Origin of the sequence: Chryseobacterium metallicongregator (assembly GCF_031324065.1) — a bacterium.
GTDB lineage: Bacteria > Bacteroidota > Bacteroidia > Flavobacteriales > Weeksellaceae > Chryseobacterium > Chryseobacterium metallicongregator.
On record NZ_JAVIXS010000006.1, the window covers coordinates 569355 to 591019 of the forward strand.

The following is a 21665-nucleotide window of genomic DNA, read 5'->3' on the forward strand; positions in this document are numbered from 1 at the left end:
ACACTCGTATAGATTGAACGATTTCTTATGACTTCTAAAAATATATATATTTCCAAATGAATATAGAACAGTTTTATCCTTTATTTCTGCAGGCGGCAAAAGTAACTATTGACAGCAGAAAAATAGCAGAGAATGATATTTTCTTTGCCTTTTCCGGTGAGAATTTCAATGCAGCTACGCTGGCGGAAAAAGCCATTGATGACGGAGCTTTGGCAGCGATTGTTGAACTTCCGGAATTTGAAAACAGAGATAAAAATATTTTCTATGTTCCATCTACTCTTGCGTTTTTACAACAGCTGGCCATTTATCACAGAAGCAAGCTTGCTATTCCTTTTATAGGACTTACGGGAAGTAATGGAAAGACAACCTCCAAAGAGTTGATTCACGCAGTTCTTTCTGAAAAATTTAATGTTCAGTATACTGCAGGAAATCTGAATAACCATATCGGAGTTCCGTTGACTATTCTTTCCATTAAACCGGAACATGAAATGGCTGTGATTGAAATGGGAGCTAATCATCAGAAAGAAATTGAATTTCTGTGTACTATTTCACAACCTGATTTCGGATATATTACCAATTTTGGAAAAGCTCATTTGGAAGGGTTCGGAGGTTTTGAAGGTGTCATCAAAGGAAAGTCTGAGCTCTATGATTATCTTAAAAACAATAACAGAACTATTGTAGTTAATGAAAACGATCCTATCCAGGTAGAGAAAACTGAAAACTATTCCCCTAAAATAACTTTTGGAGCAGAAACCTCTGATTATCATTTTGAATCTTTTTCAGAAGAACATTTTGTAGGATTGACCTATCAGGGAGTGAAAGCGGTTTCAAAATTGACAGGAGAGTACAATTTTACCAATCTTTGTGCTGCCGCAAGTTTAGGACTTCATTTTGGAATCAGCTTTGAAAAAATAAAACATGCGTTGGAACTCTACACCCCAACGAATATGAGATCTCAGGTAGTGAAAAAAGAGGGGAGAACTTTGGTTCTGGATACGTATAATGCCAATCCAAGTTCTATGACTGCTTCTTTGAATAACTTTATCAGCTTTGAAGGCAGTAAAACCATTATTATCGGAGATATGCTGGAATTGGGTGATGAAAGTGAGAAAGAGCATCAGAACATCTTAAAATTAGCTCAGGACCTTCATTTCAATGAGATTATTACTGTTGGAAAACATTTTAAAGCAGTTAATTCTTCAGACCTTGCGTTTGAAAATACAGCAGAATTAACAGACTATTTAAAACAGAATACAATTCAGTCCGAAAATATATTGTTGAAAGGATCCAGAGGAATTGCTCTGGAGAAAGTGATTGACTTTATTTAAAATAAGGAAGCTGGAAGCTGGGAGAGGGAAGTTTTTGAAGGCAATTGAAGAGTGTTCTCTTTTTTATTCAACTTTATAAAATTTCATTGTTAAATAATTATCTGAAAAAGTAAATAGCCGGATACAAACTTCCGGCTTCACTCTTCTAGCTCTGTTATTTATTTCTTCGAATCCCAGAATTCTTTTACAATCAGTTTGATGTTTTTAAAAGTACTCGGGAACACTTCATTTTCAATTTCTGATGTCGTTTTCCATGCAACTTCGGTAATACCTTCTTCTATTTGCGGTTTGGAAGTATCTTCGCCGTTAAAGTTCATTTCAAACCAATGCGTACATTTTAAGATTTTTTCACCATTTCTTTCTACATAGATATGGTAAGTAGTATTAATAAATTGTACAAGTTCAACATCACTCAAACCTGTTTCTTCTTCTATTTCCCTTACTGCAGACTCTTCTCTGGATTCTCCTTTTTCCATTTTACCCTTAGGAAGATCCCATTTGCCGAGTCTTTTGATGAAAAGAATTTTACCTTCAGGATTATTAACAAGACCTCCTGCAGCCTCTATAATTCTGAAAAGCTTTTGAAACTCCTGCCAGATTTCTTCCAAATTCTCTCCATACACATTCAGTTCCTGCACAGAAGTATTCTCCAAAAGATCCAATGCGATCTCTAAAGTTGTATAATTTTCGTATCCAAGCTTTTTTTCAAGTTCTTCAGGATGCTTAGACAGTAATAATTTTTTTTCGTTGACAAAAACTTTATACATTTGTAATAGTTAAGAATTTAAATACAAAAATAAAAAATGAATTTAGAAGGACGAAAGATTATTGTCAATAAATCATCCAAAGAACTTACCGAGTTGCTGAAATCACCTGAAAATTATAAAGATTTTATGCCGGATGGTCTTCAGAAATTTGAAACAAGAGATAACGGATTTAAATTTGGATTACAGGGTATGCCTGAAATCGCATTAAAAATTGATGAAGTAGACGATCAGAAAGCTATTTTAAGATCTGCAAGTTCAAGCTTAGACTTCTCATTAACTGCTACATTGAACCCAATCAGTGAAAACCAGACTGAAGTTCAGATGTTATTTGAAGGAAAATTCAATCCATTCATCAAAATGATGGTGGAAAAGCCTTTACAGAACTTTATCAATACGCTTACCGATAAAATAGAAGCCTATAAATAATAAAAACCTTCAAAATGAAGGTTTTTTTATTTTTATATGAGAGATCTTATACGATAACTCCTGAGCTGTGGTCATTAGAACTTCCTGTGGCAGAAGACAACACATTGATCTCATTATTCATTTTTAAAACACCCATAAAGGCAAAAATCAGGGCTTCTTTATAATTGATGATCTCTTTTTCGGGGATGATCACTTCGGCTTGTGTTTTCGCTCTTATTTTTTCAATTAAAAACGTGTTGTAAGCACCTCCTCCGGTGATAAGGATGTCTTTTATACTATACTCATTGATGACATTGGCAATCTGCTGGGCAGCATGTTCTGTAAAAGTAGCCAGTGCATCCAATGTTTCAATATTTTCAAGAAGCGGAAATATATGTTGATGGCACCATTCTATTCCCAAAGATTTTGGATGTGAAATTTGATAGAAATCCAGAGTGTTAAGCTGATTCAGCAAAGTTTCATCTATTTTCCCTTTTGCTGCCAATGCTCCGTTTTCATCAAAATTTTTATGAAGCTGTTGGGCTAAATAGTTCAAAACAATATTTACCGGGGCGATATCAAAGGCAATTCTTTTTCCTTCCGAACGTAAAGAAATATTGGAAAAACCTCCCAGGTTCAGGCAAGCGCTGTATGCAGAGAAAAGCAATTCATCACCTATAGGAACCAGAGGAGCTCCATTTCCTTTCATCAATACGTCCTGACTTCTGAAATCATAGATAACAGGGAGTCCGGTTTCCAGTTTTATAGCCTTACCATCACCAATCTGTAGGGTAAATTTTCTCTTAGGCTGATGAAAAACGGTATGTCCATGAGAAGCAATCAGGTCAATATTTTCAAGCTGATGTTGATGAATAAACTTTTTAACCTGTTGTCCAAGATAAAAACCATATTCTGAATGCAGTTCCAATAAATCTTCAGAGGAAAGGTGAATAGAATTTCTAAGTCGAATTTCCCAGTCCTCAGAATAGGAGAGTGTCTCAGCTTTAAGGATTTGAAAGGTCCATATGTCCTTCTTTTCAAATTCAGCAAGACAGATATCCAAACCATCCAGACTTGTCCCGGACATCAATCCAATAGCCAGAGCTTTCATTGTTTTTGAAATTATTTTTTATTCTCAGAAATTCTTTTAGAACTGAAATCTCCGGAGTTGTTATAGAATGTGTATTCGGAAAAGTCATCCTTGGCGGTCATTCCGTTGGCACCTACCAGTGTAGAACCGTCTTCCATGGTAACATAAACTGTATCTTTGGTATAGATTCTGTTTTTTTTCTGATCCCAATAGATACTCTGCATGGCAAATCTCTGTCCTTCATTGGTTTTTATCCTTACATCACCTTTAGCTTCATAGAATTTTTTATATTCAAAAATACGGGCATATTTGGCGGTAATCCTTCCAGGAACTTTAGGTTTCTTTTTATCAAAAAACTCAATGTCAATTCCTTTTCTGGCTACCACGTATGGGCTGTCAATCAGCTCGTATTTTTCAATAATGGGCGCTTTGGCTTTTAACGTAATAAAGCCGGAATCACGCTGTATAATATTGGCATTGTTGATGATCTGTGAAGGAAAGTTTTTGCTTTGGCTGCCATTTCTTTTGGTAAGATCTTCCTCACAGGATGTCAATATAAAAAATATAGCACAACTAAAAAGGCATGCTATATTTTTATATGATATTTTTTTTGAAAAGTTCATTTTAGTTATAAAGAGTCTTTCTGAACCACTTATCAGCAAAATTAAAGCCGATTCTCAGGTTGACGAAATTCTGGTTGATCAGGTTGTTTTGAAGAGTTCCTCTCTTACCAACTTCTAATCCGATTTCAAGACCACTCATTCTGGTGATACTACTATTCTTAAATGGTAACATTACTCCGGCAGAAATACCGAATTTGTTAATACTGTTCCCTTCCAGGTTTAGATTTCCTCTTTCATAGAATGCTCCATATCTATAGATTACTCTTGAGAAGTAATTTCTAAAGTTGTTATAATTTGGAAGGTACCAACCCCCTGCAGAAATTCTGTAAGTATCCTGGTAACTGAAATCTTTACCAAAATAAGAGATATCTTCTCCTTTTTTATAGTCTACCTGTCCTGATACAAACCAATGGTTCTCACTTCCGTATCCAACCCCTAGTGAAGCCTGTAATGGAAGAAGGTTTTTAGATTTTGTTTCTTTTTGTTCGATGATTGTTTCTGAACCAGAAAGTTTAGTGGTTTCCTGAGCATCAGAATATCTGTACGTACTGTTGGTGTACTGAGTAGTCATATTACTTGTATTCCCAAAAGTAGCAGTAGCACCTACTGTAAACTTCTTATCAGTACGCGTATTTAAAGTCTGGTAGCTTGTACCCAGTGTAAAGTTAAAGTTTCGGACTCTGTTTTTAGTTTCATAACCATTAACATATTCACCGGCATACGTACCAAGATTGTTGTTGTAAGCACGGAATTCATTAAGGTCATTAAGGTCTCCAAAATAAAGGTTAGCTTTTGCCCCTACAGATAATTCCTGATTAATTTTATAAGAAACCGCAAGCTGTGCCGTGTTCAAAGTTCCGCTTCCCTTAAAGTTATTTCTGTAAAGAGGAGTCGTGTTATCACTGGCAAGCTGTTCTGTTACGATGTCGTAGCTTTTAGAACTGTATGGCTGATAAGAGATTCCCATTTTCACTTTTGAAGATAATGGAAATGCAATCGAAATATTGGAAAGATACGTAGAATGCTTTGTAGATTTCATATCGTTATAGTTCGATTTGAAATAATTGTTTTCGTTGGTAGCTTCCAGTCTGATACTCGTAAGTTCAAAATTGGCGTTGTTTGCCGGGTTGGCAAAATTGAAACTACTGGTAAAATCACTAATAAAAGCAGTAGATATACCTCCCATAGAAGTAGTTTCGATCGTATTATCATATTTCACATCTCCAATTCCATACGTTGCATAAGGAGAGTTGCTTAGACTCTGTGCATTCAGAAAATATCCAACTGATATGAATGATATTACAAAGATTTTTTTCATTCTTTATTTTTAAAACAATGCGCAAATATCTTAAATATTAATGAATTGTAAAAATTATATGTGGTTAAAGTTTGTTAAGGGCTTTTCTTTACAAGAAAAATGCAAATTTTCTGCAATAAAAATATCAATTCTGTTTTGCCAAAAAAAGGACTGTTCCAAGATGAACAGTCCTGATTTATAACATTTATACTCTTATTTTACCTGAAGAACAGAACGGCTGTGGCTGAAACACTCAAAACTGAATTTTCCGTGATATTTTCCCATTCCCGAAGTTCCTACTCCTCCAAAAGGTAAATAGTGTGAACCCACGTGGATAATAGCACTGTTAATCTCAGCATCTCCACTTGTGGTATGGACTAAAACATAATCGGCAAATTCCTGATCTTCTGTGAAAATATATAATGCCAACGGCTTAGGACGGCTATTGATTTCTTCCAATGCTTCCTCAATATCATTATAGGTCATAACAGGAAGAATAGGGCCGAAAATCTCCTGCTGCATTACCTGATCATCCCAGTTCACATTATCCATTAAAGTGGCTTCAAAGTGACGGTTCTCAAGATCGTAATTTCCTCCGTAGATTACTTTTTCAGGAGCTGCCTCCAGATAACCTGCCAGATGTTTAATCTGGTTCGGGCTAACAATCTTTCCGATTTTTCCCAGAGAATTGCCTTCATACGCTGTATTTAAATACGCTTTGAATTTTTCTATAAAAGAATCTTTTACAGATTCATGGATATAAATATAGTCAGGAGCCACACAGGTTTGTCCGCAATTAATCCATTTTCCGTAAGATATTCTGGCTACAGCTTTATCCAGATCTGCATCCTTATGAACAATCGTAGGTGATTTCCCTCCAAGTTCCAGAGTAACCGGAATTAACTGTTCTGCAGCGGCTTTCATGACAATTTTACCAACATTGGGACTTCCTGTAAAGAAAATATAATCAAAAGGAAGGCTTAATAATAAAGTGTTTTCTTCAATAGCACCCTGAATAACTGCTACATAAGATTCATCAAATGATTCTTTGACAATATCTTCAAGAACCTGAGCAACATGGGGAGTATTTTCTGAAGGCTTTATGATTGCGGTATTTCCAGAGATCAAAGCTCCGATAAGCGGACTGAATGTCAATTGAACAGGATAGTTGAAAGGTCCGATAATATAAGTAACTCCATAAGGCTGATAGGTTATTTTGCTCTCAACTTCAGCGCCTGAAGGATGTGGTTTTGAAGGTACGGAAGTAGGTTTTGCCCATTCATCAATGTTTTCCAGCAAATAATCAAGCTCACTGATTACTATTTGAATCTCCACATATTCCGCTTCTTTTCTGCTTTTCCCCAAATCTATATCCAAAGCTTCACAAAGAGCATCGGTATGGTGAAGAAAAACGTCACGGAATTTTCTTAATTGTGCTTTTCTGAATTCAATATCTTTGGTCTGATTGGTTTTGAAAAAGGTTTTCTGCTGCTGAAATATCCCTCTGATTTTTTGTTCCAGGTTTGTATCCATTCGTATGTAATTTTAATATTTGAATTGGTGTGAAATGGTAATAAATTTACGAATAATTTCACGTGGCAAATGTATTGTATAAAATTACATTGTGTAAAATTTAATTTCATGTTTTATTCTAATCCTATTATTGATATTACCTATAATATGAGGTATTTCTTTTGAACCATTAAGATTATGAAGGTGCCAAGAGTGTTAAGATAAGCTTCGCTTTAAGCTTAAAATCAGAATGATTCATCTTAACTATACTTTATTTCTTCAATCCTTCTTAATGGTTTTATTATGTCCTGTATTTTTATAGATTTAAAGAAACTCAAATGTATAATCTATATTTTTATGCATTTTAAGCAGACTTAATTTTATGAAATGAAATAAGATTTTTTATCTTTGAAACATGAATTGGGAGAACATCGCCGGACAGACGAATCTGAAAAAACTTCTTAGGGAAAGCATTGCTGAAAACAGAGTGAGCCATGCCCAACTTTTTGTAGGAAAAGAGGGATACGGAACACTGCCTATGGTATTGGCGTATGCACGGGAAATTTTCAGTCAGGAAAATGAACATGCTGCAGCGAAGGTGGAACACCTCAATCACCTGGATCTGCATTTCAGTTTTCCGGTTTTTACGGACAATAAAAACTCATTAAGCAAAAACAAATTTGATGAGTTCAGAGAAATGATCCTGGCTTCTCCTTACGCAAACTATGATGACTGGACTGCCTTTTTAGAATCGGAAAATAAACAGTTATTTATTTCTGCAGATGAAGTGGATGATCAGAATCAAAAGTTTTCTTTAAAAAGTTTTGAAGGAGGAACCAAAATTCTTATCGTCTGGAGAGCAGATAAAATGAATGTAGCAGCTTCCAATAAGTTTTTGAAATTCTTAGAGGAACCCCCAGCAAAGACTGTCATTCTTCTTACTGCTGAAAGCACAAACGACATCCTTCCTACTATTCTTTCCAGAACACAGATTGTAGAGATCCCGAGAATTAATGATGAAGATATTGAAAATCATCTCAAAAAGAATTTTTCTGTTTCTGAAGAAAAAGTGAGAGAGATTGTTCATGAAGCACAGGGAGATCTCAATGATGCCATAAAACTGTTGAATTCTGGAGATAAAAGCAATGAGTTTGAAAAGCTTTTTGTACAGTGGGTGAGAGATGCCTTTATGGTAAAAAAGAAACCGGAATATCTTAGAAGCATTATTGTCTGGGCAAGAGAAATTGCAGGATGGAACAGGGAGAAACAGAAGAACTTCCTTAATTATTGTTCTGAAATTTTCAGGCTGGCATTGCTTCAGAATTATCAGTCTGAGAATCTGGTTTATAAAAAGATCAATGCGAACGGCTTCAATTGGGGTGGATTTTCAAAATTTATCAATGGTGCCAATATAGAGAGTATTTTAGAAGAAATTAATACAGCCGATCTTCATCTGACCAGAAACGGAAATCCAAAAATTGTCTGGACGGATCTGGGAATTAAACTATCAAGATATATACATAAAAACACATAAATAAAACTCTGGTTAATGCCGGAGTTTTGTTTTTATGATAAAGAGATTGCCATTTCGTTTCTACTTTCCCTCTTTTTTTATACATACTTCAATGTAAAAAGATCTTAAAACTAAAAATTTTCCATTGAGTTTTTCTCAATTATTAAATGAATATGAACTTATCCTGAGCTTTATTTCATTAAAAACACCTTTCCTTCGGTTTTAGCATCTATTATAGAAACTGTCTTTTCTTTGCAATAAATTAAATCTATATTAAAAAATCAATCAATCGTTTGATTTGAATGAAAACTTGTGTACATTTGCGCCCTGAAAAATGAACACTAACATGATTTCAAAAGAAGAAAATATATTATTTGCAGCCGAGAAGCTTTTTGCAGAAAAGGGATTCGAAGGGACTTCCACCCGAGAAATTGCAAAGGATGCTAATGTAAACATCTCTATGATCTCGTATTATTTTGGCTCTAAGGAAAAACTTTATGAGAAATTAGTGGAATACAGAATGAATGAAGGTCAGTTTTTTTCAAAAGATCTTTTGGGAAGAACAGATATCAACGAGTGGCAGAAAATTGAAAAAGTCATTGATCAGTTTTCTCACAAGATCAGAACTCAAAAATGCTTCTACAGAATTATGCAGAGAGAGCAGCTGCATACAAAGAATCCTCAGATTGTAGAATTTTTGAAGCAAACCAAAATGGGATTCCTTTCTATGTATTCCCAAATATTGGAAAGTGGTCTTAAAAATGGAATTTTCACCAAAAACCCACCTATTTATCTGCTTCATTCCACGGTAAGCGGAACCTTATTTTATGCATTCAATGCGAAAGAAATGTATAAAGAGTTCCTGAATGAAACAGAAGATGAAGAAGCTTTTGATGAAAAATACTACACAGAACTTAATAAACATATTAAATATTTACTAAAAGACCTTTTAGGTTATGAAGAGAATAAATAACTCAGTGATTGCATTATCACTATTCGTAGGAATAGCAAATGTAAATGCTCAGGAGAAAAAAACACTTTCTCTTGACGAAGCCGTGCAGCTGGGAATCCAGAACAGCAAGAATCTCAAGATCGATGCAGCCAAGATCGAAGAGGCTACAGCTGATCTTTTGGAGGCTAAAAACAGACAACTACCGGAATTAAAAGTGTCAGGTAGCTATATGTACCTTCCGGTAAAACCGAATGTTGATATCAAACTTCCCGATCTTTCAGGCGGAGCAGGCGGTCCTGAAGTACATCAGGTACTTTACGGTTCGGCTAATCTTAGCGTTCCAATCTACAGCGGCGGAAGAATCAAATATGGGATTCAATCCGCTAAATATCTGGTAGAAGCTTCTAAACTAAGCACTGAGAATGATAAAATTGCCATTGCTTACAACGTTGCTCAGGCTTATAACAATCTGTTTAAAGCGAACCAGTCTATCAAGGTTTTTGAAGAAAATCTTGCCGCTTCTCAAAAAAGAGATGAAACCTTCCTGAAAATGGAAAACAACGGATTGATTGCAAGAAACGACAGATTAAAGGCTAACCTTCAGACTTCAAATATTGAACTTCAACTATTAGAAGCTAAGAATAACTACAATATTGCCAACATCAATATGGATCTTTTATTAGGTCTTCCTGAAACTACGGAACTTACCGTAGATGAAAATTATATAGAGGAAGGATCAGACGTAAAACCTGTTGATTTTTATGTGACCGAAGCCAGAGAAAACCGTAAAGATTTACAGGCTTTGGCTCAACAGAGAAAAGCGGCAGAATTGGGGTCAAAAGCAGCAAAAGCAGAAAATCTTCCTTCTATTGCCTTTACAGGAGGTTATGTAGCAGCTGATATTCCTAAGTTTCTTACCGTATACAATGCAATTAACGTAGGAATCGGAGTTTCTTACAACTTATCTAACCTGTGGAAAGAAAATTCTTCATTGAGACAATCGCAGGCGAGAGAAAAACAGCTTGCTGCTACGGATGAATTACTGAATGATAACATTAAGCTTGATGTAAACAGAGAATACCAAAACACAGACTATTCAAAAAAGAGAATTGCTGTTTTCGAAAAATCTGCCGAGCAGGCTAATGAAAATTACAGAATAACAAAAAATAAATACGATAACGGTCTTGCAACCATGACTGAATTACTGGATGCAGACGCGGCACAGATTGCTGCCAACGTTGGAGTGATCAATGCTAAGGCAGATGCTGCACTGGCATACAGAAAACTATTACAGACAACAGGAACTTTAACAATTAAATAATCAGATCGAAACCAAAATGGAAAATAATAATACACAGGCAGCTGAACCTAAAAAGAAAAAAAGTTTAGTTTTTCCTATCATTTTAGCAGCAGTAGTAATCGGAGGAGGAATCTACGGTTACAGAGCCTTTACTTATGGACAGTATCATGAAGAGACAGACGATGCTCAGATTACTTCCAATATGGCACCGGTAATTTCTAAAATCTCCGGCTATGTAGCTCAGGTAAAAGTAAAAGACAACCAGTTTGTAAAGAAAGGAGATACATTGGTGATTTTGGATAACAGAGATCAGAAAATGGCTCTTGACCAGGCTCAGGCAGCATTATCTACAGCTAAAAGTAATATCTCCAATGCAGAAGCTACTACCACAGCGACTTCAAAAAATATAGGTTCTTCAGAAGCAGCGGTAGTAACTGCTAACGCTCAGATAGAAGCAGCAAAAGTAAACGTTTGGAAAACTTCTCAGGATTTGAAGAGATATGCTAATCTTGTAAAAGATCACTCTATTACAGAACAGCAATATGAGCAGGCTTTAGCGGCAAAACAATCTGCAGACAGACAGTTACAGGTTTTGGTTGACCAGAGAAATCAAATTGCTCAGCAAACTCACATTGCTTCTTCTCAGACGGCTGCAAGCTCACAACAAATCAGTGTAGCAGGATCTGTAGCTAAGCAAAGAGAAGTAGATGTAGAAAATGCAAAACTGAACTTATCATACACCGTAATCCTTGCTCCTGAAGATGGATACGTAGGAAAAGTGCCTACACAGGCAGGTCAGTATCTGCAGGCTGGGGCACAGTTGTTTGCTTTGGTTAAAAACGACCAGAAGTGGGTGGTAGCTAACTTTAAGGAAACGCAGGTTGATAAAATGGTAGAAGGCCAGAAAGTGAAAATTGAGATTGATGCCTTCCCTGATAAAGAATTTGAAGGTGTAGTAAGCTCTTTCTCTCCGGCTACAGGAGCTACTTTCTCTATTCTTCCTCCGGATAATGCGAGTGGTAACTTCGTAAAAGTAGTTCAGAGACTTCCTGTAAAGATTGATTTTGTAAATCTTGATAAAGATATTGCCAAAAGACTGAGAACAGGAATGAACGTGAAAGCAGAGGTTGCTTTGAAATAACATTTAAAACTGTAAAAAGTCAATGAACTTCGTTGTCAATAGTGAATTAGCTTTGCTGTCAATTAAAATGAGAAGCTTTAAAATTCACCATTCACTTGTGAAACAAAATTCACCATTGACTTTTTACATCGAAAAAAACTTATGCAAGATTCATTAGTAGAATATGGAGCGCGTAGAGTAATCATTACGATTACGGCTATCCTTTGTGCCCTTCTTGAAATTGTAGACTCCACGATTGTCAATGTTGCCTTGAATGAAATGAAGGGGAATCTTGGATCTACACTTTCTGAAGTGGGTTGGGTAATTACGGCTTATGCCATTGGTAATGTAATTATAGTACCAATGACGAGCTGGCTTTCCCAGCAGTTTGGGCGTAGAAATTACTTTGCGGCATCCATCATTATATTTACCATATTTTCATTTTTATGTGGAAATGCGACCAATATCTGGGAACTTGTGTTTTTCAGATTGATGCAGGGAATCGGTGGGGGTGCCTTATTGGTAACTTCACAAACGATCATTACGGAATCTTATCCGATTGAAAAAAGAAGTATGGCTCAGGCTATTTATGGTCTGGGAGTAATTATCGGTCCTACACTTGGTCCACCTCTTGGAGGGTATATCGTTGATAATTTCAGCTGGCCATATATTTTCTATATTAATATTCCGATTGGAATTGCAGCAACATTGATGACACTGCAGTTTGTAAGAAGTCCGAAATATGCAGAAAAACGTAAAGTCTCGGATGTTGACTGGATTGGGATTGCTTTACTGGCAGTAACAGTAGGTTCACTACAGTTCATTCTTGAGAGAGGTCATGAAGAAGACTGGTTTGCCAGCGGAATGATTGTAGCGTTTACAGTAGCTGCTGTTTTAGGATTTATCTTATTCCTTTGGAGGGAACTTACCTTTAAATATCCAATCGTTGAGCTGAGGGTACTTAAAAATAGTAACCTAAGAATTGGAACTATGATGTCTTTCGTGCTTGGATTCGGATTGTATGGTTCTACATTTATTGTTCCTCTTTATACTCAGAGTATTTTGGGATGGACGGCACTTCAGTCAGGAGCCTTGATGATTCCGGCTGCATTAACGACGGCTTTCATGATGCCTATCATTGGTAGGTTGCTGGCAAAAGGAGCAAAACAACAGATTCTGGTTTCATTAGGACTTTTTATTTTCTTCGTTTACAGTTTCTGGGGATATAAAATTCTGACACCGGATACCAGTAAAGAAGCTTTCTTCTGGATGCTGATCGTAAGAGGAGCAGGTTTAGGATTGTTATTTATTCCAATCACCTCTTTGTCATTAAGTACATTGAAAGGGCAGGAGATTGGTCAGGGAGCCGCTTTTACAGGGATGATGAGACAGCTGGGAGGATCTTTCGGGATTGCAGCTATCACAACCTTTATTGCCAATGCAGGCCAGAAATACAGGAATAACCTGATTTCCCACCTTGACGAAAACAGTTTTGAAGTTCAGCAAAGGCTTGCCGCCCTTAAAGCAAATTTTATAGCGAAAGGAATGACTCCTGATGCAGCAATGAATGCCGCGTATAAAATGCTCGACCTATCCGTAACGAAACAGGCAACTGTTTTATCTTATATGGATGTCTTTCTTTACCTTGGAATCATATTCCTGATATGTATTCCGTTTATCTTACTCGTAAAAGAACGAAAGAGCAAAGAAAAAATAGATTTGAGTGAAGCTATGCACTAAATTTTAAATAAAAAAGCCTTCGAGATTTTCGAAGGTTTTTTTATGCTGTTTCTGATGTAGAATAGTAAAATCCAATAACTTTTAGTTTTCATTTTATTAAATAAAAAACAATATCACTTATTGGAGAGTTTATTTATTTTTTCTAGCTTTACAATATCAAATGAAAAAATATGAATAGATTCCCTCATCTCTCAACAATCCTTTCAAAAAGGATTGACCAAAATGCAGTACCGGATTGTTATCTGAACATCAGTTATTAAAATCCATTTACCCAATAGTTTTTTACTTTGTTTTTATATTCTATAATGACAAAATTCCAGATGGATAGATGGGACTTTTCTCTTCATTATTGTACTTAAGATGAACTAATAACAGTAATAACTTATTAACTATGAATCAAATTCAACTTCCGAAAACCTATGTGGCATTATCCGATTTCAGAAAAAACGATATCTATCTTCCTGAAATGAACCAGGCTCAGATTATTGCAGATTTCTTTCCCGGAACTTTTACAGAACTTACCCAGCGTCTGTCAGATATTACAGGAGCTTTTTATGGCGGAATGCTCAAGCAGATTGGCAGACTTTACGGAGCCGATGCAATTGAGCAGCTTTCCAGTACATTCATGTATGATCTCGCATCCAGAATGACACTGAGAACTCTCGAAGCAAAACCTAATCTGCAGCCTGGGATTCCGGCTGTAGCCAAAATACTGATAGGAGCAATTTTTACATCCAGTCCCGAATATAATTTTGAATTTAAAGAATTAAATGACTATAAATGCGAATTGCTCATTAAAGGCATAGACCGTTACCATAAAATCACTCATAGTCTGCAAATTGCAGGGCTGTTGAAATGGCCAGTCATAAAACCTTTTATACAGGGTATTTGCGACACTATGGGACTGGATGTTTTACTTGAAGTAAAAGTACTCAAGCTTGATCCGGATAGCTCATGCAGTTACCATGTAGTTATCGCAGAAAAATAGAGCAGAATATTGAAATAATAATTTCAGATATCAATAGAAGCGGACTTTAGTCCGCTTTCTCTATTATAAGGAAGGATCGGCTTCAGCCAAAACATAAAACCGAAGCCCCGCACCGCGAATCCCTAATCAATCCTCTCTATCCAATCAATCCCGCTGATATCAATCAGTTTAAGTGCATGAATTTCGCTTTTCTGAAGAATATCATCAATACTCACGGTTACATCAGCCTTTGCTCCCAATGGAACGACCAGACTGTGTTTCCCCGGTTTCACTTTGGCAACGTAATGGTTTTTTATATTTTCTTTAGACAATCCGGCAAGTTCTTTATGATCCAGTGCTTTTAAAATATTTCCATTTTTGTCCAGAATATGAATGCCTATCAGGAAAGAACCATACACATCGGCTCCTTCCGTTCTGTACACTTCAAATTTTAAATCCGAATTAGTATGAGAAATATTTGAAATTTCCAGTTTCGGTTTTACCGATTTATTATGCAGGGTTCCCCATACACCTCCATGGAAATACTGATTGGTAAAAAGTGTTAAACCAAATATGATAAAGGAGCCTGCCAGCACAAAAACTTTTGGGTTTGAGACAGGAAAAGTTCCTGAACCCAACCATTGAAATGCTCTTTTTTGAGTGAATTTTTTGTTATTCTTTATGAAATAATAATCCAGAGAATAAGATCCGCTTGCTGTAAGAAACAGTACAAATCCGCCTGCAATACCTAAAACACCTATTTGCCATTCATCAAGACAGGTTGTTCCCAGCCAGCCGGAACCCAGTAATATTCCGAGGGCAAGACTGAAAATTCCGATACTCATTAACCGTGTAAATAATCCTAGAATAATGAATAATCCTACAACCGCTTCAATAATGGTAAAGATGATCATGGAGCGCTCTAAGGCATCCGGATGGGTAACAAGATATTCAATAATGGGTTTTATTCCCAGAGCATTTGGTAAGAAATGATTGAATTTTTCCCCGATATATCCCTTTTCATCAGGAATAAGCTTGTTTTCGAGGATCAATCTGCGCCAGAACGCTGAAAAGTAGGTCCATCCGATAACCATGCGGAGGGATAAAGTATATAATCCGGCCAGCTCTGAAGACTGACGGTTTAAGATATGTTTCATTGAAATTAATATTGTATTGTAAAAAACTGATTTTTAATTAGGCTAAAAAAAATTAAACCAGATTAAGCTTCAGTCTTTTAAATAAAATATACTTCGGTGGGCTGTTTCCTGTAGAATACCCTGAGTAGTTATTGAAAGAAATCTTTTTTTCAACAGAATTTCCGGTTGTTAAAGAAAATTCAGAAAAAGAATTTCTGTATTGGCTCTGAGTTTTGTTTTTTGAAACTGAAATTCCGGAAGTAGCTGATGCAGAATCACAACTGAAAGAAAGTGAAGAGGTAGTTTTGATCTTATTCAGTCCGCTGATGAACTGAATGTCAAAAATATCAAGAACATTTCTTTTCACAGAACATGGAGATAATGAAAACACCAAAATAAGCATCGTAATGATAGCTTTATAGGTTTTCATATGGACTCCTGAATTGTGCATGATTACAAAACTACATTTTATTTCAATGTAAGTTTAATAAATTCTAAAAAATTGTCCTGCTGATCTACAAATAAGTAATGGGAACAGTTATCAATTAGCCTGAAATGGTTCTTCCCGACAATATTTTTAAGATCATTCAGCTGTTTTTCTGAAAATATGCCGTCATTCTTACCATACACTGCAAAAACGGGAGTTCCTTTTTTTCGAATATCTTTTAAAACTATTGTGTTATCCAGGTTATTCAAAGGTTCATTTTGATAGAATTTAATTGGAGAATCAGCATTTCTTATATTGTTTTTGTAAAATTCCCCTGCTTTGTATTCTGTTCTCAGCATTTCACTTTCGGGAGTAGGATGAGGCATATCAAAGAATCCAAGTTTCCCAGCCATATCATAACATCTTTTTCTATAAGCAGCAGAATTTTTGTCCAGACTTTCTATTTCTGAAATCTCTTTAAGCCGGGCAGGATCATTTTTAAAATGCTCTTTAGCCTGTTTTAAAATATGATCATAGGTTTCCTGTTGGGTAAATAAAGCTCCTGCCAACGTCAGCTTTTTTACCTTCTCAGGAAAATGATGTGTAAATAAAGTTCCGATAATTCCTCCAAAACTGTGGGCAAGAATATTGGCTTTTTTGATATGGTAAGTGGTATAAATACTTTTTAAATCCTCAAAACTTTCTTTGAATGTCATGGTAGCATTCTCATCCTTTGAGCGTCCTTCACCACGTCTGTCGTAAACGATCACATAAAATCCTTTAGCAGCAAGCTTCTGAGCGGTAGTTGCTTCAAACAAAGTGGCATTTCCGCTCGGTCCGCCATGGATAAAAATAACGGGAGGTTTTTTGGGATTTCCATACGCTTTTGAATATAAATTCTGTGCTTTGAAGAAGACTGAACATATAATAAAAAGAAGGGAAAACACAGATTTCATGATATTGTTTTTAAGTTCTCTAAACTACTAAATATTCTCTGAGAAGAAATACCTGAAGCACATGGAATTATTATTAATATTAAAATACTACTGACGTACAGTTGTCACAAACCTGTCTTATCTTTACCACATTATTTAGAATTTAAACAGAATATTTCAATGAGTTATTGTTTAGCTATAGAAGGAATGCAGCCCGAAAGCCGAAAAGAACTGCACAAAAATTACCATGATAACTATTATGGATTTCCTATTCATGATGATAATGAGTTGTTTGGAAGACTGATTCTTGAAATCAATCAGGCGGGATTAAGCTGGGAAACCGTTCTGAAAAAAGAAGACAGCTTCAGAAAAGCTTATGACAATTTTAATATTCAGAAAATAGCCGGTTATACGGAGGAAGACCGTGAAAGACTGTTAAGCGATCCGGGGATTATCAGGAATAAACTGAAAGTAAATGCTGCCATTGAAAATGCAAAAACGATTATAGAATTACAGAAGGAATTTGGTTCGTTCGAGAAATGGCTGGAACATCATCATCCAATGATATTGCAGGAATGGATGAAATTATTCAAGAAAACCTTCAAATTTACAGGGGGTGAAATTGTAAACGAGTTTCTCATGAGCACCGGATATCTCAAGGGGGCCCACCATGAAACCTGTCCGATACACTCAAAAGTATTAGAACAGAAACCTTTGTGGAAGGGAAAAACGGCTAAGTAATATGGCTGGATTTCTACGGAATGACAAAGAGAAATATTTGACATTATGCATAGACTGTGTTATTCCGTAGGAATCTCAATTATTCTTTGAAGTCTCTTTCATCAGTTCTTTATGCTCATTACCCCATTTTTCAAACTCCAGAATAATGGGCTTCAGTTTGTAGCCTATTTCTGTAAGTTCATATTCTACCCGTGGAGGAACTTCAGCATATACTGTTCTGGTGATGATTTTATCTTCTTCCAATCTTCGGAGCTGAAGGGTAAGCATACGTTCTGTAATGTTCTGAAGCTTTTTTCTCAATTCTCCAAAACGCATTTTTCCATTAATCAGATAACAACAGATAGCCAAAGCCCATTGCCCTCCGATCGTGTTGGAAGCATAGATTTCCGGACATTCATCGGCAAGTGCTTTTTTATTGGCAAAATTGGTGGAAGTTTCCTTTATTTTAGTCATTACTTACATTTTTTATAGTACCGTACAATAGGTTGCTAATGTACAAAATGTAAGTTACGTGTTGTAATTTTGTAATAGAAATTTAAACATAATGAAGACCTTAGTAATTGTTACCCATCCTGATATTGAAAAATCTGTTATCAATAAAAAATGGATTGACGAATTAAAAAAATATCCTGAAAAATATACTGTTCATCAACTGTACGAAGCTTATCCTGACGGAAAAATCAATGTAGCGGAAGAGCAGAAGATGATGGAATCTTATGACAAAATTGTATTTCAGTTTCCTTTTTACTGGTTCAGCAGTCCGCCACTTTTAAAGCAATGGCTGGATGAAGTAATTTTGTATGGCTGGGCGTATGGAAGTACCAGTGGATTTAAGCTGGCTGGAAAGAAAATGTCACTGGCTGTTACAGCAGGCATAGATGAAGAAGCTTACACTGCATCCGGAGTATATAAATATACAATGGATGAACTTTTCAGACCTTACGAGCTAACTTTTGATTATATAAAGGCAGATTATAAAGAACCTTTTGTTTATTATGGAATTGAAAGAGATTCTTCCGATGAATGGATCAACAGAAGTGTTCCGATGTATCTGGAATTCCTGGATAATTTATAACAATATAAAAATGAAGTTGGACTCTTGAATTAAAGGAGTTCAACTTTATTGCTGAATATATTCAAAAGGTTCTACATTCCAGTCTTGTAAATATTTCTTTATGGTATTACTATCAATATTAAAAGGCACATCCTGATATTTCCAGCCTTTTGAAGGAACTTTTAAATCTATAAGATAGTTCTCAATAGAATAAATGCCAAGAACTTTTGCATTTTTAGGTTTTATAGAATCGAAAATGATGAGGAATTTATCTCCTTTTTTGTAAGAATAATTTGTTGTTTTAAAATATATCTTATTGCTAACCTGATATTTGTAATCTGTTCCTACACCATTGTTGTTCTTTGGATGCCAATCCGTAACAGCTTCTCCAATTGTATATTTAGGGGATTTGAGCATTTTTTTTACCCATAAATTCTCGTCTACCATGCAGAATATGATTAATCCTAAAGTGAGTACCAAAAGAATAATATGGAATTTTTCTAGGATAAATTTTTTCATATTCAATTAATCTATTTTTATTGAACTTTTTTCAATCTACCAACTATTCCCACTATAGTTAAAAATATTCCCATGATTAGAAAAGGAAGCCATAGGACAAAAGAAATTTCACTTAGTTTGATGATGATTTCAGGATAGTCTCCTTTGGCTGTAAATAATCCAATAGATGTAAAAAACATTATAATGGATAAGATAAACAGTGATAATCCGATGAAAAATAGATATTTGTAAATTAACTTCATCTATTCTTTATTTAAAACCCTATTAATTCTTTTCTCTGCTTCCTCTTTGGTAATTCCATTATAAAAATCGTCCACAAACGGATGATCATAGCTTTGATGAGGATATACAAAAGGACGACCGATAGCATTATTTACCACCACTGTTGTAGGAACACTTTCCTCAAACTCATAATCCGGAAGATAGGTAGAAAGCCACCCGAAATACTCAGCTTCAAATTCTTTATTGTCATAATTTTCCACATATTCATCAAAGCTCTTTTCACTCAGGGATACCCAGATTCCATAATCCAGATCTCTGCAATCATCTGTGACTTCCTGTACAAGAACAGTACGGATAAATCTATGGGTATTTTCTTCCTCTTTTATAACGCAAAGGTCTGAACTGAGTTCAACATTTTTTAGTTCTTCTTCAGATAAGCAGGAGTAAAAATAAGGATATGAATAGGCTATTGCAGGCCAGTCTTCTTTCTCTTCTCCACAGCATTGGCAGATGTATTTAGTCATATTTTATTTATAGTGTTGGTAAAATTTATTATCAAATATCTCCGAAGGATCATATTTTCTTTTCAGTTCAAAAAAAGATTCTGCCTGCGGATATACCTTTCTCATTTTCTCTCTGCCAATATGAAGGCGGTAGGGAAGATAGAAAGTACCTTCGTTTTTCAGTGCAATATCTACCAGATGATTGGTCAGAAGTTTCATGGCCCGTTCCTGTTTCTCCGTTTTCTTTTGATTGAATAAAAATACAAATCCAAATACCTCTTCCCTTGCATAATTCATATAACTGTCTTCATCCTTATTCACTGCACGGATGGTGATATTAAGTAAATCTAAACCGGAGCTTTTCAAAACAGGTTTTATATCTTTAATAAACTGACTGAAGTTTCTCTCCGGAATAAAATATTCCTGAAGAAGATCTGTAGAATTTGGGTCTTTATTTTCAATGAGTGAAACATGGTCATTCAGAAGCTCATTTCTGGAATATACTGCATTTTTTGTCATCTTATTCATTCCGGTTTCCAGATCCCAGCGAAGTCTTTTCCCATATTCACTGTTGACTGTACTTCTGAATACAAGGCGTTTTGTTTCTTCATTTTTGGCATTTTGAAGCGGAAGCGGTAAAGGTTTTTCATTGGCTTTCTCAAAATAATTAATGGTTGCTTCTTCAAGGAAATGCTTATCAGAAATTCTCAACCTTCCAAAAACCAGGTTGACATCAGGGTTTCCTGAGATGAATTTTTTATAATAGCTGGGATATTTATCAGTACTTAAACGGATATATTTATACTGAAGTGCTACATTATCAACTACTTTTAATTTAATGTCAAGAATAATCCCGAAAAGACCATATCCACCAATCACGAGTTTAAAAAGCTCAGGGTTTTCTTCTCTGCTGCAATTGAGAATTTTCCCACTCTGATCCATCAGTGAAAATGAAACTACACTGGAAGAAATTGGAGGAAGATTTTTCTGCCATCCGTGACCGTTTACACTCATTGATCCACCCACTGAAAAAGAACTGAAAGCCTGCATCACAGCAATAGATTTTCCATGTTTGTCCAGATATTTGATCGCATCTTCCCAAAGAGCTCCGGAGCCAATGGTAAGAATATTGTTCTTTTCATCCAGTTCCATATGTTTGTAAGGAAGCATATTCAGAAGGATTCCGTCAGGATAGATGGTATGTCCGCCCATACTGTGCTGGGCACCGGCAATGGAGATTTTTAATTTTTTTTCCTTTGCGTATTGTATGATCTGACGAAGTTGGTTTTCAATTTCGGGTTTTGAATCAGGAACTTTAATGAGTGTATCAATCTTCGTTAAATTCAGTTGGCTTGCATCATTGGTATATCCTTTTGGGATTTCATTTTTAACATCAGATTCACTCCATTTTGTTTTAAGAACATGAATAACAGGAATCGAAATAAAAATAAGGATCATGACCATCCCCAGGATAAAAACATGTCTCTTTTTCATGGTTATTTAAAAAGCTAAAA

22 protein-coding genes are annotated in these 21665 nt (G+C 35.6%); 10 read left to right on the top strand and 12 right to left on the bottom strand.

Features of this window, described 5'->3' with window-relative positions:
• The first annotated feature begins 56 nt into the window (after positions 1–56).
• A complete protein-coding gene (locus REB14_RS11095; protein ID WP_309522198.1) occupies positions 57–1328 on the top strand; it encodes a UDP-N-acetylmuramoyl-tripeptide--D-alanyl-D-alanine ligase in 1272 nt (423 codons plus the stop codon).
• Between the two features lie 158 nt (positions 1329–1486).
• On the opposite strand, the gene REB14_RS11100 is transcribed toward REB14_RS11095, so the two are convergent.
• Positions 1487–2095 (bottom strand): NUDIX hydrolase, encoded by a 609-nt coding sequence (locus tag REB14_RS11100; protein WP_309522199.1) that lies wholly within the window; start codon positions 2093–2095, stop codon positions 1487–1489.
• A 36-nt stretch (positions 2096–2131) separates the two neighbouring features.
• Between REB14_RS11100 and REB14_RS11105 the strand changes: the two genes are divergently transcribed.
• Positions 2132–2521, top strand: a complete 390-nt coding sequence (locus REB14_RS11105) for an orotate phosphoribosyltransferase (protein WP_079242574.1) — start codon at positions 2132–2134, stop codon at positions 2519–2521.
• A 46-nt stretch (positions 2522–2567) separates the two neighbouring features.
• Here the strand turns inward: REB14_RS11105 and REB14_RS11110 are convergent, their stop codons facing one another.
• The 4 genes from REB14_RS11110 to mdlD all read right to left on the bottom strand — a co-directional run bounded on the left by REB14_RS11110 (position 2568) and on the right by mdlD (position 7043).
• Positions 2568–3611, bottom strand: a complete 1044-nt coding sequence (locus REB14_RS11110) for an anhydro-N-acetylmuramic acid kinase (RefSeq protein ID WP_309522200.1) — start codon at positions 3609–3611, stop codon at positions 2568–2570.
• A gap of 11 nt (positions 3612–3622) precedes the next feature.
• Positions 3623–4213, bottom strand: a complete 591-nt coding sequence (lptC, locus tag REB14_RS11115; protein WP_079242560.1) for an LPS export ABC transporter periplasmic protein LptC — start codon at positions 4211–4213, stop codon at positions 3623–3625.
• 1 nt (position 4214) lies between these two features.
• Complete coding sequence (bamG, locus tag REB14_RS11120; protein WP_309522201.1) at positions 4215–5531, bottom strand: BamG family beta-barrel-assembly machinery protein; 1317 nt, start codon at positions 5529–5531, stop codon at positions 4215–4217.
• Positions 5532–5723: 192 nt separating this feature from the next.
• On the bottom strand, positions 5724–7043 hold the full coding sequence (gene mdlD, locus REB14_RS11125; protein ID WP_309522202.1) for an NAD(P)-dependent benzaldehyde dehydrogenase MdlD: 1320 nt from the start codon (positions 7041–7043) through the stop codon (positions 5724–5726).
• A 394-nt stretch (positions 7044–7437) separates the two neighbouring features.
• Between mdlD and REB14_RS11130 the strand changes: the two genes are divergently transcribed.
• The 6 genes from REB14_RS11130 to REB14_RS11155 all read left to right on the top strand — a co-directional run bounded on the left by REB14_RS11130 (position 7438) and on the right by REB14_RS11155 (position 14635).
• Positions 7438–8556 carry a DNA polymerase III subunit gene (locus REB14_RS11130; protein ID WP_079242557.1) on the top strand — a complete coding sequence of 373 codons (1119 nt, stop codon included), beginning with the start codon at positions 7438–7440 and terminating at the stop codon, positions 8554–8556.
• 325 nt (positions 8557–8881) lie between these two features.
• Positions 8882–9508 carry a TetR/AcrR family transcriptional regulator gene (locus REB14_RS11135; RefSeq protein WP_238594272.1) on the top strand — a complete coding sequence of 209 codons (627 nt, stop codon included), beginning with the start codon at positions 8882–8884 and terminating at the stop codon, positions 9506–9508.
• The gene (locus tag REB14_RS11140) at positions 9492–10808 is read left to right on the top strand and encodes a TolC family protein (RefSeq protein ID WP_309522203.1); all 1317 of its coding nucleotides are present in this window, start codon (positions 9492–9494) and stop codon (positions 10806–10808) included. The genes REB14_RS11135 and REB14_RS11140 overlap by 17 nt, the downstream gene beginning before the upstream one ends.
• Before the next feature lie 16 nt (positions 10809–10824).
• Entirely contained in the window at positions 10825–11928 is a 1104-nt protein-coding gene (locus REB14_RS11145; RefSeq protein WP_079242554.1) for an HlyD family secretion protein, read from the top strand.
• A gap of 141 nt (positions 11929–12069) precedes the next feature.
• Positions 12070–13647 carry a DHA2 family efflux MFS transporter permease subunit gene (locus tag REB14_RS11150; protein WP_309522204.1) on the top strand — a complete coding sequence of 526 codons (1578 nt, stop codon included), beginning with the start codon at positions 12070–12072 and terminating at the stop codon, positions 13645–13647.
• 391 nt (positions 13648–14038) lie between these two features.
• Positions 14039–14635, top strand: coding sequence for a hypothetical protein (locus tag REB14_RS11155; protein ID WP_309522205.1), 597 nt, complete (start codon positions 14039–14041; stop codon positions 14633–14635).
• A 122-nt stretch (positions 14636–14757) separates the two neighbouring features.
• Here REB14_RS11155 and REB14_RS11160 read toward each other — a convergent pair whose 3' ends face one another.
• The 3 genes from REB14_RS11160 to REB14_RS11170 are packed head-to-tail and all read right to left on the bottom strand — an operon-like array spanning position 14758 to position 17133.
• Entirely contained in the window at positions 14758–15771 is a 1014-nt protein-coding gene (locus tag REB14_RS11160; RefSeq protein ID WP_309522206.1) for a TQO small subunit DoxD, read from the bottom strand.
• A 52-nt stretch (positions 15772–15823) separates the two neighbouring features.
• A complete protein-coding gene (locus REB14_RS11165; protein WP_079242550.1) occupies positions 15824–16201 on the bottom strand; it encodes a hypothetical protein in 378 nt (125 codons plus the stop codon).
• Positions 16202–16218: 17 nt separating this feature from the next.
• Positions 16219–17133: an alpha/beta hydrolase gene (locus tag REB14_RS11170; protein ID WP_309522207.1), complete on the bottom strand. Its 915-nt coding sequence runs from the start codon at positions 17131–17133 to the stop codon at positions 16219–16221.
• A 159-nt stretch (positions 17134–17292) separates the two neighbouring features.
• Between REB14_RS11170 and REB14_RS11175 the strand changes: the two genes are divergently transcribed.
• Positions 17293–17853 (top strand): DNA-3-methyladenine glycosylase I, encoded by a 561-nt coding sequence (locus REB14_RS11175; RefSeq protein WP_309522208.1) that lies wholly within the window; start codon positions 17293–17295, stop codon positions 17851–17853.
• 75 nt (positions 17854–17928) lie between these two features.
• Here REB14_RS11175 and REB14_RS11180 read toward each other — a convergent pair whose 3' ends face one another.
• A complete protein-coding gene (locus REB14_RS11180) occupies positions 17929–18306 on the bottom strand; it encodes a winged helix-turn-helix transcriptional regulator (RefSeq protein ID WP_309522209.1) in 378 nt (125 codons plus the stop codon).
• Between the two features lie 91 nt (positions 18307–18397).
• Between REB14_RS11180 and REB14_RS11185 the strand changes: the two genes are divergently transcribed.
• Positions 18398–18928 (top strand): NAD(P)H-dependent oxidoreductase, encoded by a 531-nt coding sequence (locus tag REB14_RS11185; RefSeq protein WP_309522210.1) that lies wholly within the window; start codon positions 18398–18400, stop codon positions 18926–18928.
• A 45-nt stretch (positions 18929–18973) separates the two neighbouring features.
• On the opposite strand, the gene REB14_RS11190 is transcribed toward REB14_RS11185, so the two are convergent.
• The 3 genes from REB14_RS11190 to REB14_RS11200 form a co-directional block, all read right to left on the bottom strand.
• Positions 18974–19426, bottom strand: coding sequence for a hypothetical protein (locus REB14_RS11190; RefSeq protein WP_309522211.1), 453 nt, complete (start codon positions 19424–19426; stop codon positions 18974–18976).
• 242 nt (positions 19427–19668) lie between these two features.
• The gene (locus tag REB14_RS11195) at positions 19669–20172 is read right to left on the bottom strand and encodes a DUF2199 domain-containing protein (protein WP_309522212.1); all 504 of its coding nucleotides are present in this window, start codon (positions 20170–20172) and stop codon (positions 19669–19671) included.
• Positions 20173–20175: 3 nt separating this feature from the next.
• Positions 20176–21645 carry an FAD-binding protein gene (locus REB14_RS11200; RefSeq protein ID WP_309522213.1) on the bottom strand — a complete coding sequence of 490 codons (1470 nt, stop codon included), beginning with the start codon at positions 21643–21645 and terminating at the stop codon, positions 20176–20178.
• Positions 21646–21665: the final 20 nt, after the last annotated feature.

What these genes read in the sequence shown, in the direction of transcription:
- REB14_RS11150 (WP_309522204.1), top strand. Translation starts at nt 12,070, where the DNA reads ATGCAAGATTCATTAGTAGAATATGGAGCGCGTAGAGTAATCATTACG.
- REB14_RS11100 (WP_309522199.1), bottom strand. Translation starts at nt 2,095, where the DNA reads ATGTATAAAGTTTTTGTCAACGAAAAAAAATTATTACTGTCTAAGCAT.
- REB14_RS11095 (WP_309522198.1), top strand. Translation starts at nt 57, where the DNA reads ATGAATATAGAACAGTTTTATCCTTTATTTCTGCAGGCGGCAAAAGTA.
- REB14_RS11160 (WP_309522206.1), bottom strand. Translation starts at nt 15,771, where the DNA reads ATGAAACATATCTTAAACCGTCAGTCTTCAGAGCTGGCCGGATTATAT.
- REB14_RS11200 (WP_309522213.1), bottom strand. Translation starts at nt 21,645, where the DNA reads ATGAAAAAGAGACATGTTTTTATCCTGGGGATGGTCATGATCCTTATT.
- bamG (WP_309522201.1), bottom strand. Translation starts at nt 5,531, where the DNA reads ATGAAAAAAATCTTTGTAATATCATTCATATCAGTTGGATATTTTCTG.
- REB14_RS11165 (WP_079242550.1), bottom strand. Translation starts at nt 16,201, where the DNA reads ATGCACAATTCAGGAGTCCATATGAAAACCTATAAAGCTATCATTACG.
- REB14_RS11190 (WP_309522211.1), bottom strand. Translation starts at nt 19,426, where the DNA reads ATGAAAAAATTTATCCTAGAAAAATTCCATATTATTCTTTTGGTACTC.
- REB14_RS11185 (WP_309522210.1), top strand. Translation starts at nt 18,398, where the DNA reads ATGAAGACCTTAGTAATTGTTACCCATCCTGATATTGAAAAATCTGTT.
- REB14_RS11145 (WP_079242554.1), top strand. Translation starts at nt 10,825, where the DNA reads ATGGAAAATAATAATACACAGGCAGCTGAACCTAAAAAGAAAAAAAGT.
- REB14_RS11175 (WP_309522208.1), top strand. Translation starts at nt 17,293, where the DNA reads ATGAGTTATTGTTTAGCTATAGAAGGAATGCAGCCCGAAAGCCGAAAA.
- mdlD (WP_309522202.1), bottom strand. Translation starts at nt 7,043, where the DNA reads ATGGATACAAACCTGGAACAAAAAATCAGAGGGATATTTCAGCAGCAG.
- REB14_RS11110 (WP_309522200.1), bottom strand. Translation starts at nt 3,611, where the DNA reads ATGAAAGCTCTGGCTATTGGATTGATGTCCGGGACAAGTCTGGATGGT.
- REB14_RS11140 (WP_309522203.1), top strand. Translation starts at nt 9,492, where the DNA reads ATGAAGAGAATAAATAACTCAGTGATTGCATTATCACTATTCGTAGGA.
- REB14_RS11180 (WP_309522209.1), bottom strand. Translation starts at nt 18,306, where the DNA reads ATGACTAAAATAAAGGAAACTTCCACCAATTTTGCCAATAAAAAAGCA.
- REB14_RS11195 (WP_309522212.1), bottom strand. Translation starts at nt 20,172, where the DNA reads ATGACTAAATACATCTGCCAATGCTGTGGAGAAGAGAAAGAAGACTGG.
- REB14_RS11130 (WP_079242557.1), top strand. Translation starts at nt 7,438, where the DNA reads ATGAATTGGGAGAACATCGCCGGACAGACGAATCTGAAAAAACTTCTT.
- REB14_RS11170 (WP_309522207.1), bottom strand. Translation starts at nt 17,133, where the DNA reads ATGAAATCTGTGTTTTCCCTTCTTTTTATTATATGTTCAGTCTTCTTC.
- REB14_RS11155 (WP_309522205.1), top strand. Translation starts at nt 14,039, where the DNA reads ATGAATCAAATTCAACTTCCGAAAACCTATGTGGCATTATCCGATTTC.
- REB14_RS11135 (WP_238594272.1), top strand. Translation starts at nt 8,882, where the DNA reads ATGATTTCAAAAGAAGAAAATATATTATTTGCAGCCGAGAAGCTTTTT.
- lptC (WP_079242560.1), bottom strand. Translation starts at nt 4,213, where the DNA reads ATGAACTTTTCAAAAAAAATATCATATAAAAATATAGCATGCCTTTTT.
- REB14_RS11105 (WP_079242574.1), top strand. Translation starts at nt 2,132, where the DNA reads ATGAATTTAGAAGGACGAAAGATTATTGTCAATAAATCATCCAAAGAA.